The 18,124-nt window shown below is 67.8% G+C and carries 4 protein-coding genes and 1 pseudogene; 2 read left to right on the top strand and 3 right to left on the bottom strand.

Annotated elements, in window-relative coordinates:
- Positions 1–206: 206 nt before the first annotated feature.
- Positions 207–12,989, top strand: a complete 12,783-nt coding sequence (locus AC30PD_RS11820) for a VCBS domain-containing protein (RefSeq protein WP_489535852.1) — start codon at positions 207–209, stop codon at positions 12,987–12,989.
- A 30-nt stretch (positions 12,990–13,019) separates the two neighbouring features.
- Here the strand turns inward: AC30PD_RS11820 and AC30PD_RS11815 are convergent, their stop codons facing one another.
- Positions 13,020–14,948: a bifunctional diguanylate cyclase/phosphodiesterase gene (locus AC30PD_RS11815; RefSeq protein ID WP_489535851.1), complete on the bottom strand. Its 1,929-nt coding sequence runs from the start codon at positions 14,946–14,948 to the stop codon at positions 13,020–13,022.
- 19 nt (positions 14,949–14,967) lie between these two features.
- On the bottom strand, positions 14,968–15,714 hold the full coding sequence (locus AC30PD_RS11810; RefSeq protein ID WP_489535850.1) for a transglutaminase-like cysteine peptidase: 747 nt from the start codon (positions 15,712–15,714) through the stop codon (positions 14,968–14,970).
- 334 nt (positions 15,715–16,048) lie between these two features.
- On the opposite strand from AC30PD_RS11810, the gene AC30PD_RS11805 reads away from it, so the two are divergent.
- A complete protein-coding gene (locus AC30PD_RS11805) occupies positions 16,049–17,530 on the top strand; it encodes a TolC family outer membrane protein (protein ID WP_489535849.1) in 1,482 nt (493 codons plus the stop codon).
- A gap of 88 nt (positions 17,531–17,618) precedes the next feature.
- On the opposite strand, the pseudogene AC30PD_RS11800 reads toward AC30PD_RS11805, so the two are convergent.
- Positions 17,619–18,124 (bottom strand): annotated as a pseudogene (locus tag AC30PD_RS11800) (dihydrolipoyl dehydrogenase); the annotation flags it as partial.

Below are 18,124 nucleotides of genomic sequence, written 5' to 3'. Positions count from 1 at the left end.
CCCCGGCCTCAAGCGTCGCGCAGCCATGCCGAAAACCCGTTGGGCACACGAGCGCGGCAAAAGCCCGCCTTTCCTTATGTGCATAAAAACCGGTCTCTGCGGTGACTCTGTTCACGCTGGACTTACCCAATGACGCACATAAGGCAGGCACCCTCGGTTACGCTCCGACACAACCTACCTTTTCGAATATGCAGCAAGGTCATCTCATGCCCACGATCCAATCGACCACTGGCACCGTCACCGGTATTCGCGGCACCGCCCTGCGCCGCGGGGCCGACGGCAAGATGCACCCGCTGAAGGTCGGCGACCTGGTCACGACGGGCGATGTGATCCTGACCTCGCAAGACGGCATCGTGCAGATCGATTCGCCGCCCGACGCCACGCGCACCGCCAAGCCGGCGCAAGGCGACGAGATCGACCGTGTCATCACCGGCCTGAACGAAGGCGACAGCCAGGCCGCCACGGCCGCCGGCCTGAACGGCGGTGGCGACGGCAACCTGCAGGAAGGCCTGCGCGTCGAGCGCATCAGCGAAACGCTCACACCCGCGGGCTTCTTCCAGAACACCGTGACGCGCACACCCGTGGTGCTGCCCGACGGCGGCGGCCAGCAAGAAGAAGCGCCACAAACCACCACGCCAGGCCTGAGCGCCGGCTCGGGCTCGATCTCGGCGGTCGAAGAAGGAACGTCGGTCAACCTCGGCTTGCCCCTGCCCGGCGGCGCCGGTGCCGGCGCCAGCATCACGATCGACCGGTTGCCGGCGGTCGGCGAGATCCACAAGGCCGACGGCTCTGTCGTGACCGCCACCACCGTGCTCACCCCGGCAGACCTGCCCGGCCTGGTCTACGTGCCGCCGGCCGACTACGTGCCCGGCACGCCCGTCGGCGACTTCGGCTACACCGTGACCAGCGGCACTGCGACCGCGAGCGGCACTGTGACGGTCGGGCTCACGGCCGTGAACGACGCGCCCATCGCCACCGCCGGCACCGCAGCAGGCCTCGAAGACGGCAATGTTCCGGTGGCGCTCGCCGGCACCGACGTCGATGGCAGCATCACTGGCGTCACGGTCACGGGCTTGCCCGCGGGCAGCACGCTGTTGCTGGCCGACGGCGTCACCCGCGTCAGCGTGGGGCAGACGCTCACGCCTGCACAAGCCGCTGGCCTGTTGTTCAGGCCCGCGCCCGATTTCAATGGCAGCACCGGGATCACCTTCACGGTGACCGACAACCTCGGCAGTGTTTCTGCGCCCGCCACGGTGCAGGTCAACGTGGCGCCGGTCAACGACGCACCGGTGGCGAACGCCGACACCGCGGCCGCGCTCGAAGACACACCGGTCAGCGGCAACGTGCTCGCCAACGACACCGACATCGACGGCCCGGCGCTGTCGATCAGCCAGTTCAGCATCGGCGGCACGACCTATGCCGCCGGAAGCACGGCCACGCTGCCGGGCGTCGGCACCCTGGTGATGCTGGCCGACGGCAGCTACACCTTCACGCCGGCCCCGAACTTCAATGGCGCGGTGCCGAGCGTGAGCTACACCGCGACCGACGGCACAGCCACGTCCAGCGCCACGCTCACCTTGAGCGTGACGGCGCAGAACGACGCGCCGATCGCCGCCGACGACATCGCCTCGACAGCCATCAATGCGCCGGTGACCATCGCCGTTTTGGCCAACGACCGCGATGTGGACGGCGACGCGCTCAGCGTCAGCGGCGCCACGCTCGCCAACCCCGCGCAAGGCACGGTCAGCGTCAACCCGGACGGCACGCTCGCCTTCACGCCGGCTGCCAATTTCACCGGCCAGGTGCTGATCAGCTACACCGTGACCGACCCGTCGGGCGCGGCAAGCACCGCCAGCGTGACCGTCAACGTGGGCAGCAACACGCCGCCGAGCGGCACCGACGCCACGCTCACGCTGGCCGAAGACAGCAGCCTCACCGTGCAGACGGCAAACTTCGGTTTCACCGACGCCGACAGCGGCCAGACTTTCGCCAACGCACGCATCGACACGCTGCCCGCCGCCGGCAGCCTGCGCCTGGACGGCGTGGCGGTCGTTGCGGGCCAGGTCATCTCGGCCGCCGACATCGCCGCAGGCCGCCTGGTCTTCACCCCTGCGGCCAACGCCAACGGTGCCGGCTACGCCAGCTTCAGCTTCAGCGTGCAGGACAGCGCCGGTGCTTTCGACGCCACGCCCAACACGATCACGCTGAACGTGACGCCGCAGCCCGACGCGGCTGTCATCGGTGGCCAGACCAGCGGCGCGACCGTGGAAGACACGACGCTGGTGGCCAGTGGCACCCTCACCGTCACCGACCCGGATGCGGGTGAAGCGGCCTTCGTGGCGCAGACGGCGGTGGCCGGTGCGCATGGCTCGTTCAGCATCGATGCAGCCGGTGTGTGGACGTACACCCTGAACAACGCCGACCCGGCCGTTCAGGCGCTCGGTGACGGCCAGACGCTGCCGCCCGAGACCTTCACGGTGCGCAGCATCGACGGCACCGCCCAGGTGATCACGGTCAGCATCACGGGCACGAACGACGCCGCGGTGATCGGCACCGCCACGGTCAACCTGACCGAGACGGATGCGGTGCTCACCACTGGTGGCACGCTGACGATCAGCGATGTGGACAGCCCGGCGACTTTCGTTGCGCAGACGGGGACGGTCGGCACTTACGGCACGTTCACGATCAATGCTGCGGGCGTGTGGACGTACACGGCGAGTTCGGCGCACAACGAGTTCGCCGCAGGCACGACCTACAGCGAGACCTTCACCGTCGCTTCGGCCGACGGCACGACCAGCACGGTCACGGTCAACATCCTCGGCACGAACGACGCGGCCGTGCTCAGCACCGCCACCGTCAACCTGACCGAGACCAACGCCGTCCTCAGCACGAACGGTACGCTGACCATCTCGGATGTCGACAGCCCCGCCACGTTCGTGGCTCAAGCCGGCACGGTCGGCGCCTACGGCACGTTCACGATCAATGCCGCTGGCGCCTGGACCTACACGGCCAGCTCGGCGCACAACGAGTTCGCGGCAGGCACGACTTACAGCGAGACTTTCACGGTCGCTTCCGCCGACGGCACGACCAGCACGGTCACCGTGAACATCGTCGGCACGAACGACGCGGCTGTGCTGAGCAGCGCTACGGTCAACCTGACCGAGACGGATGCGGTGCTCACCACTGGTGGCACGCTGACGATCAGCGATGTGGACAGCCCGGCCACGTTCGTCGCGCAGGCAGGCACCGTCGGCACCTACGGCACGTTCACGATCAATGCCGCGGGCGCCTGGACCTACACGGCCAGCTCGGCACACAACGAGTTCGCCGCGGGCACGACTTACAGCGAAACCTTTACGGTCGCTTCCGCCGACGGCACGACCAGCACCGTCACCGTCAACATCGTCGGCACCGACGACGCGCCGGTCATCTCCACCGGCGCCGGCTCGGTGGTCGAAAACACCCAGCCTTCGGTGAGCGGCGCGCTCACCGCCACCGACGCCGACAACGCCACGCTGGCCTTCACCCCCGCGACGATCAACGGCGCCTATGGCTCGCTGGTGCTCGCCGCCGACGGCAGCTGGACGTACACGCTCGACGCACGCGCCGAGCAACTCGCGGGCGGGCAGACCGTGAGCGAGCCCATCACCGTCACTTTGAACGACGGCTCGACGACGACGGTCACCATCAGCGTCTCGGGCACCAACGACGCCGCCGTGATCAGCGGCACCTCGGTCGGCAGCGTCACCGAAGACGGCGGCCTCAGCGCTGCCGGCACGCTCACCGCCACCGATGTCGACAGCCCTGCGACCTTCGTCGCCGCGAGCAGCGCCGGCGTGTATGGCGACTTCGTCATCAACGCGGCCGGCACCTGGACTTACGTGCTGCGCAATGGCGACGCCAACGTGCAGGCACTCACGAGCGCCCAGCACCCGACCGAAACCTTCACGGTGACCACGGCCGACGGCACGAGCCAGACCGTGACCGTGACCGTCAACGGCACGAACGAAGCCCCGGTGGGCGTTGTCACGCCTGCCACCGGGCTGGAAGACGCTGCAGGCGTTCCGGTGACCTTCGCTGCCGGCGATGTCGACGGCAGCATCACGAGCTTCACCGTCACCGCGCTGCCCGCCAACGGCACGCTGCTGTTCGGCGGCGTGGCCGTGAGCGTGGGCAGCGTGATCCCGGCCAGCGCCGGCAGCGCGGCGTTGACCTTCGTTCCGAATGCCAACTGGAACGGCAGCACGACGCTCTCGTTCAGCGCCACCGACAACGAAGGCGCCACCTCGGCCACGGTCACGCAAGGCATCACGGTGCTGGCGCAGAACGACGCGCCGACGGCCGCGCCCGATGTGGCTTCGACTGCGATCAACACGCCGATCAACAACATCAACGTGCTCGGCAATGACGGCGACGTCGACGGTGACCCGTTGACCGTCACCGGCGCCAACGTGAGTGCCGCGCTCGGGGTCGTGAGCGTCAACGCCGACGGAACGCTCAACTTCACGCCGGCCACCAACGTGGCCGGTCCGGTGGTCATCAGCTACACGATCAGCGACGGACAGGGTGGCACCGCCACCGGCACGCTCACGGTCAACGTGGGCAGCAATACGCCGCCGACCGGCACCGACGCCACGCTCACACTCGCCGAAGACTCGAGCCGCGCCTTTGCTCCCGCCGACTTCGGGTTTGCCGACGCCGACCTGGGCCAGTCGCTCGGTGCCGTGCGCATCGACACCCTGCCCGGCGCCGGCACGCTCACGCTCGGTGGTGTGGCCGTGACGGCCGGCCAGATCGTCAGCGCAGCCGCCTTGGCCAACCTGGTCTTCACCCCTGCGGCCAACGCCAACGGTGCCGGCTACGCCAGCTTCAGCTTCAGCGTGCAGGACAGCGCCGGTGCTTTCGACGCCACGCCCAACACGATCACGCTGAACGTGACGCCGCAGCCCGACGCGGCTGTCATCGGTGGCCAGACCAGCGGCGCGACCGTGGAAGACACGACGCTGGTGGCCAGTGGCACCCTCACCGTCACCGACCCGGATGCGGGTGAAGCGGCCTTCGTGGCGCAGACGGCGGTGGCCGGTGCGCATGGCTCGTTCAGCATCGATGCAGCCGGTGTGTGGACGTACACCCTGAACAACGCCGACCCGGCCGTTCAGGCGCTCGGTGACGGCCAGACGCTGCCGCCCGAGACCTTCACGGTGCGCAGCATCGACGGCACCGCCCAGGTGATCACGGTCAGCATCACGGGCACGAACGACGCCGCGGTGATCGGCACCGCCACGGTCAACCTGACCGAGACGGATGCGGTGCTCACCACTGGTGGCACGCTGACGATCAGCGATGTGGACAGCCCGGCGACTTTCGTTGCGCAGACGGGGACGGTCGGCACTTACGGCACGTTCACGATCAATGCTGCGGGCGTGTGGACGTACACGGCGAGTTCGGCGCACAACGAGTTCGCGGCAGGCACGACCTACAGCGAGACCTTCACCGTCGCATCCGCCGACGGCACGACCAGCACGGTCACGGTCAACATCCTCGGCACCAACGATGCCGCCGTACTTGGCAGCGCCACCGTCAACCTGACCGAGACCAACGCCGTCCTCAGCACGAACGGCACGCTGACGATCAGTGATGTCGACAGCCCCGCCACGTTCGTCGCGCAGGCCGGTACGGTCGGCACCTACGGCACGTTCACGATCAATGCCGCTGGCGCCTGGACCTACACCGCAAGCTCTGCCCACAACGAGTTCGCCGCGGGCACGACGTACAGCGAGACTTTCACCGTGGCCGCCGCAGACGGCACGACGTCGACCGTCACAGTGAACATCCTCGGCACGAACGACGCGGCCGTGCTCAGCAGCGCCACCGTCAACCTGACCGAGACAAACGCTGTCCTCACGGCTGGTGGAACGTTGACGATCAGCGACGTCGACAGCCCCGCCACGTTCGTCGCGCAGGCAGGCACCGTCGGCACGTACGGCACGTTCGCCATAGACGCCGCCGGCGCCTGGACATACACCACGAGCTCGGCCCACAACGAGTTCGCCGCGGGCACGACTTACAGCGAGACCTTCACGGTCGCATCCGCCGACGGCACGACCTCGACGGTCACGGTCAACATCGCCGGCACGAACGACGCGGCCGTGCTGAGCTCGGCCACGGTCAACCTGACTGAAACCAACGCTGTTCTCAGCACCAACGGCACGCTGACGATCAGCGATGTCGACAGCCCGGCTACCTTCGTGGCTCAGGCCGGAACGGTCGGCGCTTACGGCACCTTCACGATCAACGCTGCTGGCGTGTGGACGTACACGGCGAGTTCGGCGCACAACGAGTTCGCGGCAGGCACGACCTACAGCGAGACCTTCACCGTCGCATCCGCCGACGGCACGACCAGCACGGTCACGGTCAACATCCTCGGCACCAACGATGCCGCCGTACTCAGCACGGCCACGGTCAACCTGACCGAGAGCAATGCGGTGCTGACCGCAGGCGGCACCCTCACCGTCACCGACGTGGACAGCCCCGCGAGCTTCGTTGCTCAGACCGGCACGGTCGGTCTGTACGGAACCTTCGCGATCGATGCCGCGGGCACCTGGACGTATACCGCCAGCTCGGCCCACAACGAATTCGCGGCCGGCACCACGTACTCGGAGACTTTCACCGTGGCCGCCGCAGACGGCACGACGTCGACCGTCACGGTCAACATCCTCGGCACCAACGACGCGGCCGTGCTCAGCACCGCCACGGTCAACCTGACCGAAACGAATGCCGTCCTCACGGCTGGTGGAACCTTGACGATCAGCGACGTGGACAGCGCGGCGACCTTCGTCGCCCAGACGGGAACGGTCGGCACTTACGGCACGTTCACGATCAACGCCGCGGGCGTGTGGACGTACACGGCCAGTTCGGCGCACAACGAGTTCGCGGCCGGCACAACCTACAGCGAGACCTTCACGGTCGCCTCGGCTGACGGGACGACTTCGACCGTCACAGTCAATATCCTCGGGACCAACGATGCCGCGGTGCTCAGCACGGCGACGGTCAACCTGACCGAGACGAATGCCGTCCTGACCACGAACGGCACGTTGACGATCTCCGACGTGGACAGCCCCGCCACGTTCGTGGCTCAAACCGGCACGGTCGGCACGTACGGCACCTTCACGATCAATGCTGCTGGCGCCTGGACCTACACCGCGAGTTCGGCACACAACGAATTCGCGGCGGGTACAACGTACTCTGAGACCTTCACGGTCGCCTCGGCCGACGGCACGACCAGCACCGTCACGATCAACATCCTCGGCACCAACGATGCCGCGCTGCTCAGCTCGGCCACGGTCAATCTGACCGAGACGAACGCCGTCCTGTCGACCAACGGCACGTTGACGGTCAGCGATGTCGACAGCCCTGCAACGTTCGTCGCGCAGACAGGCACCGTTGGCACCTACGGCACGTTCACGATCAATGCCACCGGCGCGTGGACCTACACCGCCAGCACAGCGCACAACGAGTTCGCTGCGGGAACAACCTACACCGACACGTTCACGGTCGCTTCTGCCGACGGCACGACGACCACTGTCACGGTCAACATCGCCGGCACGAACGACGCTGCGGTGTTGAGCTCGGCCACCGTGAACCTGACGGAAACCAATGCCGTCCTCAGCACGAATGGCACGCTGACCATCAGCGATGTCGACAGCCCGGCCACATTCGTGGCCCAGGCCGGCACGGCCGGCGCTTACGGCACCTTCACGATCAACGCTGCCGGCGCGTGGACCTACATCGCCAGCTCGGCCCACAACGAGTTCGCTGCGGGCACAACCTACTCCGAGACCTTCACCGTCGCTTCGGCCGATGGCACGACCAGCACGGTCACGGTCAACATCCTCGGCACCAACGACGCGGCCGTACTCAGCACGGCCACGGTCAACCTGACCGAGACGAACGCCGTCTTGGCCACGAACGGCACGCTGACGATCAGTGATGTCGACAGCCCCGCCACGTTCGTGGCTCAAGCCGGCACGGTCGGCGCCTACGGCACGTTCACCATCAACGCCGCTGGCGCCTGGACATACACCGCCAGCTCGGCACACAACGAATTCGCCGCAGGCACCACTTACACAGACACCTTCACGGTCGCTTCGGCCGACGGCACGACCTCGACGGTCACGGTCAACATCCTCGGCACCAATGACGCGGCCGTGTTGAGCTCGGCCACGGTCAACCTGACCGAGACGAACGCGGTCCTGTCCACCAACGGCACGCTGACGGTGACCGACGTCGACAGCCTGGCCGCGTTCGTAGCCCAGGCCGGAACGGTCGGCACCTACGGCACCTTCACGATCAACGCCGCGGGCGCCTGGACCTACATCGCCAGCTCGGCCCACAACGAGTTTGCGGCTGGCACGACCTACACCGACACGTTCATCGTGGCCTCGGCCGACGGCACGACCTCGACGGTCACGGTCAACATCCTCGGCACCAATGACGCGGCCGTGTTGAGCTCGGCCACGGTCAACCTGACCGAGACGAACGCGGTCCTGTCCACCAACGGCACGCTGACGGTGACCGACGTCGACAGCCCGGCCGCGTTCGTGGCCCAGGCCGGAACGGTCGGCACCTACGGCACTTTCACGATCAACGCCGCGGGCGCCTGGACCTACACGGCGAGTTCCGCGCACAACGAGTTCGTGGCAGGCACGACCTACACCGACACGTTCACGGTGGCCTCGGCAGACGGCACCACCACCACCGTCCGCGTGAACATCCTCGGCACCAACGATGCCGCCGTGCTGAGCACGGCCACCGTCAACCTGACCGAAACCAATGCGGTCCTGTCGACCAACGGCACGCTGAGCATCAGCGACGTGGACAGCCCGGCGACATTCGTGGCCCAGGCGGGCACGGCCGGCCTCTACGGCAGCTTCACGATCAACGCGGCGGGCGCCTGGACGTACACCACCAGCACGGCGCACAACGAGTTCGCCGCCGGCACGACCTACACCGACACGTTCACCGTCGCATCGGCCGACGGCACGACCAGCACGGTCACGGTCAACATCCTCGGGACCAACGATGCCGCGGTGCTGGGCTCGGCCACGGTCAACCTGACCGAGACGAACGCCGTTCTCACGGCGAACGGCACGCTGACCATCAGCGATGTCGACAGCCCGGCGACTTTCGTGGCCCAGACCGGAACGGTCGGCGCCTACGGCATCTTCACGATCAACGCTGCGGGCGCGTGGACCTACACCGCCAGCTCGGCGCACAACGAGTTCGCGGCAGGCACGACCTACAGCGAGACCTTCACCGTCACTTCGGCGGACGGCACGACCAGCACGGTCACGGTCAACATCGCCGGCACGAACGACGCTGCCGTGCTGAGCTCGGCCACGGTCAACCTGACTGAAACCAACGCTGTTCTCAGCACCAACGGCACGCTGACGATCAGCGATGTCGACAGCCCGGCTACCTTCGTGGCTCAGGCCGGAACGGTCGGCGCTTACGGCACCTTCACGATCAACGCTGCTGGCGCCTGGACCTACACCGCCAGCTCGGCGCACAACGAGTTCGCTGCGGGCACAACCTACTCCGAGACCTTCACCGTCGCTTCGGCCGACGGGACGACCAGCACGGTCACGGTCAACATCCTCGGCACCAACGACGCGGCCGTGCTCAGCACCGCCACCGTCAACCTGACCGAGACGAATGCCGTCCTCACGGCCGGCGGAACCTTGACGATCAGTGACGTCGACAGCCCGGCGACCTTCGTGGCTCAGACCGGAACGGTCGGCACGTATGGCACGTTCACGATCAACGCCGCAGGCGTGTGGACGTACACGGCCAGCTCGGCGCACAACGAGTTCGCGGCGGGCACGACCTACAGCGAGACCTTCACCGTCGCATCCGCCGACGGCACGACCTCGACGGTCACGGTCAACATCGCCGGCACGAACGACGCGGCCGTGTTGAGTTCGGCCACGGTGAACCTGACCGAAACCAATTCGGTCTTGTCCACGAACGGCACGCTGACGATCTCGGACGTCGACAGCCCCGCCACCTTCGTGGCGCAAGCCGGCACGGTCGGCACGTACGGCAGCTTCTCGATCAATGCCGCGGGCGGCTGGACCTACACCGCCAGCACGGCCCATAACGAGTTCGTGGCGGGTACGACATATACCGACACCTTCACCGTCGCTTCGGCAGACGGCACGACGACCACGGTGCGTGTCAACATCCTCGGCACCAACGACGCTGCCGTCCTGAGCACGGCCACGGTCAATCTGACCGAGACCAATGCGGTCCTGTCGACGAACGGCACGCTGACCATCTCGGACGTCGACAGCCCCGCCGCGTTCGTGGCGCAAGCCGGCACGGTCGGCACCTATGGCACGTTCACGATCAACGCCGCCGGCGCGTGGACCTACACCGCCAGCACCGCGCACAACGAGTTCGCTGCGGGCACGACCTACACCGACACGTTCACGGTCGCTTCTGCCGACGGCACGACGACCACTGTCACGGTCAACATCGCCGGCACGAACGACGCTGCGGTGTTGAGCTCGGCCACCGTGAACCTGACGGAAACCAATGCCGTCCTCAGCACGAATGGCACGCTGACCATCAGCGATGTCGACAGCCCGGCCACATTCGTGGCACAGGCGGGCACGGCCGGCCTCTACGGCAGCTTCTCGATCAACGCGGCAGGCGCCTGGACCTACACCGCCAGCACCGCGCACAACGAGTTCGTGGCAGGCACAACCTACACCGACACGTTCACGGTGGCGTCCGCAGACGGCACCACCACCACGGTGCGCGTGAACATCCTCGGCACGAACGACGCCGCCGTGCTCAGTTCAGCCACGGTCAACCTGACGGAAACCGATGCCGTCCTGTCGACCAACGGCACGCTGACGATCACCGATGTCGACAGCCCGGCCACGTTCGTGGCTCAGGCCGGCACCGTGGGCGCCTATGGCACTTTCACTGTCAATGCCGCAGGCGCCTGGACCTACGTCACCAGCACCGCCCACAACGAGTTCGTGGCAGGCACGACCTACACCGACACCTTCACGGTCGCGTCGGCCGACGGCACCACCACCACCGTGCGCGTCAACATCCTCGGCACGAACGAGAACCCCGTGGCCGGCAACGACACCGGCGCGGTGATCGCCGGCGCCACGCTGACGCAGACGGCCGCCAACGGCGTGATCCTGTCGGCTGGCAACGCAGCGGGGCGCGACACCGACGCCGACGGCGGCACGCTCACGGTCGTGCAGGCCGTGGCGGGCAACGGCACGCCGGCGACGGCTGTCACCGCCGGCGGCACCACCTTCGCCGGAACCTATGGCGACCTGCTGCTGCGCGCAGACGGCAGCTACACCTACACGGCCAACCGCGCTGATGCCGTCGCCACCGGCACGGGCGTCTCCGACGTCTTCACCTACCGCGTCTCCGATGGCCAGGGCGGCACGGCGAATGCCACGATCACGGTGGTGGTGGCAGGGCAAGCCGACACGCTGGTGGCCCCGACGCCGACCACGACCGCGCTGACCAACACGCTTGGCCTGGCCGGCGACTACTACGGCTACAACGACTCGAACCCGACCAACAGCAACATCAGCACCTACCGTCGCCACAGCGACGACGGCACGCTGGGCAACCTCGACCACGTCAGCGACTTCAACACGATCATCAACACGCGCAATGCCACGGCAGGCGGCAGCGGCAACATCCTCGGCACCTCGACGGCCGGCGCCACCAATGCTGCAGACGCGCACTTCCTGGCGCGCACGGTCGACTACGGCGCTTCGCCCGACGTGAGCGCTTCTCTGGGCACCAACGTCAACGTGGCGGCCGGCGGTTCGACCGCCGGGCTGACGAACACCAACAGCCAGCTCTACAAGTTCCTGAACCGCACCACCGGCAGCGACGCCGGCACGCTGACGGTGTCGACCGGCACCGCCGACAACGACAACCGTGGCTCAGGCCCGACCAGCGGCCTGGGCACCACCACCGACGCAGCGATCCGCCTGACGGGCCAGGCCTACCTCGACGGTGGTGTCTACGACATCCGCATCACCGCCGACGACGGGTTCCGCCTGAACCTGGGCGGCCACACAGTGGCGATCCTCGACGACATCCAGTCGCCGACGACACGTGTCTACACCGGCGTGCCAGTGGTCGGCGGCATGACGGCACTCGAGCTTCTCTACTGGGAACAGGGCGGCAACGCGCAGCTGCGCGTCGAGTTCAAGCTCAGCGGCACGGCCGACAGCACCTACAAGCTGCTCTCCAGCGATTCGTTGCCGCTCTTCTCCGACGCGAACGCACCCACGCTCACCGACACGCAGCACATCGTGGCGGGCAGCACCACCGGCACCTACCAGATCCAGACCGGCTCCACCATCGACGGCGGTGTCGGCAACGACAACATCACCGGCGCGGCCGGCAGCGACAAGCTCACCGGCGGCACCGGCAACGACACGCTCAACGGCGGCGCCGGTGACGACATCCTGATCGGCGGGGCCGGCAACGACATCCTGATCGGCGGCTCGGGGCACGATGTGTTCCGCTGGCAGCTGGCCGACCGCGGCACGGCCGGCACGCCGGCACGCGACGTCATCAACGACTTCGACAACGCGAGCTATTCCGGCGACGTGCTCGACCTGCGTGACCTCCTCGTCGGCGAGACGCATGCGGCGAACGTGGTCAGCCTGCCCGGCGCGATCGGCACCAACAACGCCATCACGATCACCGCCGACACGGGCAACCTCGGCAACTACCTGCACTTCTCGCTGGTGGGTGGCAACACGGTGGTCGAGGTCAGCTCCACCGGCGGGTTCTCGGGCGGTTATGCGGCAGGCGCAGTCGACCAGGTGATCACGCTCAACGGGGTGAACCTGATCGGCAGTTTCACCTCCGACAACCAGGTGCTGAACGACCTGCTCCAGCGCGGCAAGCTGGTGACCGACGGCTCCTGATCGCGGCGCGCTTCAAGCGGCCGCGTGGCTTCACGCGGCAGGCCGGTACAGCGTCGAGGTGACCCAGGGCCCGGTCATGCCGTCGACGCCGCAGGCCCACAAGGCCTGCGCGTCGGCCGCATCGCCCACGCCTTCGGCATACACCTCGAGCGAGAGGCTGTGCAGCATCGTCACCAGGCCGCGCACGAAGCCGGCACGGCCAGCGTCGAGTGCCACGCCGTGGGCCACGGCGGCGTCGAGCTTCACGTAGTCGAGCCCGGCCTCGAACAGGCGCTCGACGCGGCTGATGCGCTCGCCCGCGTGTTCCAGCCCGAGCCGCGCCCCGGTCGGGCGCAGTTGCCGGCCGAGTTCGCGCACCAGGTCGAACTGGTCGACAGCGGCTTCTTCACTCACTTCGAGCCACACACCGCGCGCGGCGCGCGGCTGCGCCAGCAGGCTGGCGCGCAGGCGTGAGGCAAAACCGCTGTCGCCCAGCGAGGCCGGCGACAGGTTCACGCAACGGGGTTGCCCGTCGCTGGCGATCGCCTTCAGCGCCAGCATCAGCGCGTGTTCGTCGACCGCGCTGGTCAGCCGGCTGCGCACGGCCAGCGGCAGCCAGTGCGCCGCGACTTCGTAAGCCCCTTGCGGATCAAGTTGCAGGCGCAACGGGCATTCGAGGTGGATCAGGCCCTGGTTCGGGTTCACCACCGGGTAGCTGCCGAGCTGCACCCGGCCGTCGGCCAGCGCTTCGCTGACCCGCTCGCGCCAGCGCCGCTCGCCCAGGCCGGCCCAGGCGCTGCCGCCCTCGCCCGCCGACTCGACCGAGAACGCGCCGTTGCTCTCGGCCCGCGCCAGCGCCAGGTCGGCAGCTCCCATCAGCTCGCCGAGTTCGGCGCCGTGCCGCATCTCGACCGCGCCGGCCGCCACGGCCACGTGCGCCGTGAGCGCGGGCAATGCGGCGCGCAGCAGTTCGATCACGGCCTGCGCGGTTTCACGGGCCACGCCGCCGGCCGGCAGGCCGAGCGCGAAGTCGGAGCCGTTGAGCCGGCCGACGAACGAACCGTCGACACGCTGCGTGTAGGTCTGCAGGGTCTGCGCGATGGCGCCGATCAGCGCGTCGGTGCTCTCGCGGCCCAGCGTGCGGTTGACCTCGGTCAGGTTCAGCACCCGCAGCAGCACCAGGCCGCCCGCGGCGTGGCCGTCTTCGCGCTGCAGCGCGGCGCGCAACTGCGCCATGAAGTGCATGCGGTTCGACAGGCCCGTCAAGGAATCACAGCTGGCCTGGCGGCGCAGGCTCTCGACTTGCGACGCCTGGCCCTCGAACACGACCCGAAGCCGGGCCACCATCGAGTTCATCGCGCGGGTCAGGCGCTTGAGCTCGGGCACATTGGGTTCGGTCACGGTGAGGTACTCGCCACGCTCGAGCGAGGTGGCTTGCGCCACGGTGTCGTCCAGCGGCCGGCGGATGCGCCCGACCGCGAGCGAAGCCAGCAAGCCGGCGAGCAAGCCCACCACCGCCAGCGCGCCGGCCGAGCCGAGGCTGCTGGCCCACAACTCGTCGACCGCATAAGACGACTGGCTCACCACTTCGAGCGCACCCAGTGCGCGCCAGCCGTCGGACACCTGGGCCACGCCCGGCTCGGAATCGATCGGAACGAGGGCCGCGAACCAGGCCGGCGCCTTCAACGGGGCCGCCGCCGCTTCGCGCTGGAGCAGCGGTTTGCCGTCGACGCCGGTGAGGCGGATGCGGCGGTAGAAGCCGGTGTCGAACTGCGCGGCGAGTGCCAGCTCCATCAGTTCGAGCTGGCCCTTCTGCTGCGACAGCACGAGTGCCAGCGCCACGGCGTTGTCGCTGTTCTTCAGCCGCAGCTGGGTCTGCAGCGTGTCGCGCGCCGTGCTCACGTTCACGCTCACGCTGGCGGCGAAGGCCAGCAACAGCGTGGCCAGCAGCAACAACCAGATTTGACGTATCAGCGACATGCTTGCCTCTCTGTGTTCTTCATTGGAACCCTTCGGCACGGGCCTTTGCAAGGACTTCGCGCCAACGCGACAACCGTGCCACCGGGTCGCCTGCGCTCTGCGCACCCACCCCCTGCCAGAGGCCCTCGCTGTTGAAACTGAACACGGGCTCCAGGTCGGGCCGGCGCGATGCAGGACGGATCTCGCCGATCAGGTTGTCGAGAATCAGCGGCTCGGCGCCGGGTTGCGGGTAGTAGGCGAGCACCATGTGGGCTTGTACCGCACCGCCCGGCCCGCCGATGAGCGCGCGCACGTACACGAGCCGCAGTTTGGCCTGCGGCACGCCGGCCGCCAGCAGGCTGAAGTACTTGGCGATCACGTAGTCCTCGCAATCGCCACGGCCCTTGCCCAGCGTTTCGAGCGGGCTGGCCCAGTAGTCGGCTTGACCCCAGGCTTCGATGTCGGACGTGAACACGACACGGCGATTGAAAAAGTCGTTGAAAGCGGCCAGCCGCTGCGGTTCGTCCTGGCCCACCGACGCGGCGAGCAAGGGCTGCAGCGCCCGCACGCCGCTGGTGGCAAGCAGCCCTTGCGCCTGGGCGGCACGCAGCATCGTCTCGGCATCCCACGCGCGTGGTGAGAGTGCCGTGAGGGCGAGCACGGCCCCTAACAGCGCCACCGAACCGCCGCGCCACCACGCCGTGGCGAGCGCACGCGCGACGACCCGGCGTGCCCGCCCTGGAGCATCACGCGCGAACGAACAGGCAGTGGGGAACGTGATGGTCACAGGCCGGCAGAGGGAACAACCCAACCCATCGTCTTCGACAAGCCAGCAGCCGACTTGAATGGTGGTGCATTGCATCGCTCACGGCCTGCTCGCAGGTGAGCGTGAACTTGCTCACATTTCGAAACACACCCCGTCAAAAGGCATGTGCTTCGATGTTGTCAATCCGATACCGGATCGGGTGATGACGTGAAATACTCCCCCGCCGCCCCTCGGTGAAGGGGGGCGTTGCGAGACATCCGACAAACTAGACTCCGCGGCGAAATCGATGCCCCGCTTCAGACCCGTGGCCTCACCCATTTCCCCCGAAAAGTACCGCTGGATATTCAGGACTCTCATGGATTCGAAAAGCTTTGCCCGTTGCGCGCTCGTGTTGCTGATGGCAGCCGGTGGCGCCATCGCCCAGACCGCCGACCCGCTCAAGACCACGATCGAACAGGCCATCAACACCAACCCCGAAGTCTCTGCGCGCTTCAACGCCTACCGCGCCGCCGTCGACGCAGTCGACGCCGCCCGCGGCGCCTACCTGCCGCGTGTCGACCTGAACGCGAGTGCCGGCCAGGAACGTGACCGCATCAATGGCACCTCGCGCACGCTGAGCCGCCGCCAGGGTGGCGTGAGCCTCACGCAGCTGTTGTGGGACGGCATGGGCACGCAGAACGACGTTGCCCGCGCCGGCCACGAACAGCTCGCGCGTTACTTCGAGCTGGTCGACGTGACCGAGCAGACCGCCATCGAAGCCGCCAAGGCGCACTACGACGTGCAGCGCTACCGGCGCATGGTCACGCTCGCCGAAGACAACTACGTGCAGCACCGCTACGCCTTTCTGCAGATCCAGTCGCGCTTCAAGGCCGGCGTGGGCCGTGGTGTCGACCTCGAACAGGCGGGCGCACGCGTGGCACTGGCCGAATCGAACCTGACCACCGAGGTGGCCAACCTGCACGACGTGAACGCGCGTTACCAGCGCCTGGTGGGCACCCCGCCGGCGAAAGAACTCGGTGGCATCGCGATGCTGCGCGACGGCGTGCCGGCCACCGCCACCGAAGCCATGAACACCGCCGTGCGCCAGAGCGCGGCGGTCAGTGCCAGCATCGAAGGCCTGCGTGGTGCACGCTCGGTGGCCGACGCACGGCGCTCGGTCTACCAGCCCACGGTGCAGGCGCGTGTGCGAGCAGACGCCGGCCGCAACGTCGACGGCCTGCAAGACCAGACCCGCAACAGCACCGCCGAGATCGTGCTGAACTGGAACCTCTACAACGGCGGGGCAGACCAAGCGCGCATTCGCCAGCAAGCCAACATCGTGAGCCAGGCCACCGACCTGCGCGACAAGACCTGCCGCGACGTGCGCCAGACCGCGGCCATCGCCTACAACGACACCAAGAAGCTGACCGAGCAGCTCGCCTACCTCGACCGCAACACGCTGGCAATCCAGAAGGCGCGTGACGCCTACCGCCAGCAGTTCGACATCGGCCAGCGCAGCCTGCTCGACTTGCTCAACGCCGAGAACGAGCTGTACACCGCCCGTCGTTCCTATGCGAATGCCGAATACGACCTTGGCCTGTCGTACGCGCGCACGCATGCCGCGATGAACCAGCTCGGCACGCAGCTCGGCGTGAGCCGCTCGCTGACTTCGGCGAACGAAGCCGCCGGCTGGGCCCAGGGCGATGACGCCCCGTCACGCTGCCCGGTGGTGATGGCCGATGTGGTGGCGACCGACCGCGCCGAACTCGACGCCCGCGCACAGCGCCTCGCTGCCACGGCGCCCGTCGTGGCGCCTGCACCCGCGCCAGCCGCCTCGTCGCCGGTCCGCAAACCCTGACCGAAGCACCACCGAAGCCCCGCGCCAGTTGACCGGCGAAGAGCCGGTCGAATTGGCGCAGATATGGTGTCGCGTCAGCGATGCAATATCACTTCTTGACCGGCGGCAAGTCGGTGCAAGCCCCTTCGAAAGCCTCGGCCGCCAGGCCGATGCTTTCGCCCAGCGTCGGGTGCGGGTGGATCGTCTTGCCGATGTCGACCGCGTCGGCACCCATCTCGATCGCGAGGGCCACCTCGCCGATCATGTCGCCGGCATGCGTGCCGACGATGCCGCCACCCACGATCGCGTGCGTCGCTTCGTCGAACAACAGCTTCGTGAAGCCTTCGTCGCGGCCGTTGGCGATGGCGCGGCCTGACGCATTCCACGGGAACAGCCCTTTCTTCACCTTCATGCCCTTGGCCTTGGCCTCGTCTTCGGTGACGCCGACCCACGCCACTTCGGGGTCGGTGTAGGCCACGCTCGGGATCACGCGCGCGTCGAACGCGGCCTTGCTGTCGCCCGCCGCCACTTCGGCCGCGACGTGGGCTTCATGCACCGCTTTGTGCGCCAGCATCGGCTGGCCGACGATGTCGCCGATGGCGAAGATGTGCGGCA

The sequence above is a fragment of the Rhizobacter sp. genome (assembly GCF_032229685.1).
Taxonomy (GTDB): Bacteria; Pseudomonadota; Gammaproteobacteria; order Burkholderiales; family Burkholderiaceae_C; genus LMDS01.
This window is presented reverse-complemented; position numbering and strand designations above follow the sequence as displayed.